This window comes from Paraburkholderia sp. EG304 (genome assembly GCF_046543485.1).
GTDB classification, from domain to species: Bacteria; Pseudomonadota; Gammaproteobacteria; order Burkholderiales; family Burkholderiaceae; genus Paraburkholderia; species Paraburkholderia youngii.
In genome coordinates, this window is record NZ_JBKGUA010000287.1 from 1 (window position 1) to 615 (window position 615).

Here is a 615-nt window from a genome sequence, read left to right on the forward strand (position 1 = left end):
GCGTGCTGCACATTCGCGGAAGCGCGCCGCGAACAGGGCCGATCCGCCCACGGCACGGGTGACCTCCCGGCGCAGCCGCTCCGGCTCGAACAGGAACAGCTCCGCGCCCGGCAGGCGCCCCTGTGCGTCGGGCAGCCGCGCGATGATGCCGTCGTCGCTGGCGACCACCGCCGGATCCACGCCCCAGCGTTCGCGGATGCGCGCGGCCACTGCCAGCACCCACGGATCGTGCACGCGCCGCCCATACGGCGAATGCAGCATCAGCCGCCAGTCACCGGCCTCATCGCGGCAGCGCTCCAGCACCAGGCTGCGATCGGTGGGCAGCACACCGGTGGCCTCGCGCTGCTCGGCCAGCAGCCCGGCGATATTGGTGATCGCGTTGTCGGCCAGCCCGGCCGCCTGCAGCCGTTCGCGCAGTGCAGGCCCAATCCCCTCGCCCCCCTCGTCCGCCACCACGGCGTTGAGCGCGCCGATGAAAGCGCCCACCGCCTCGCCCAGCTCGGCGGGCCGGCCGACCCCCTCACCGCGCCAGAACGGCAGGCGCGCCGAGCGGCCCGGTGCCGGAGTGACGACGACCTGATCGTGGGTGATCTGTTCGATCCGCCACGAGGTCGC

General features: G+C 73.8%; 1 pseudogene. It reads right to left on the bottom strand.

What is annotated here, in order from left to right:
* A pseudogene (locus ACLFKU_RS43895) lies at positions 1–615 on the bottom strand (ATP-dependent helicase); the annotation flags it as partial.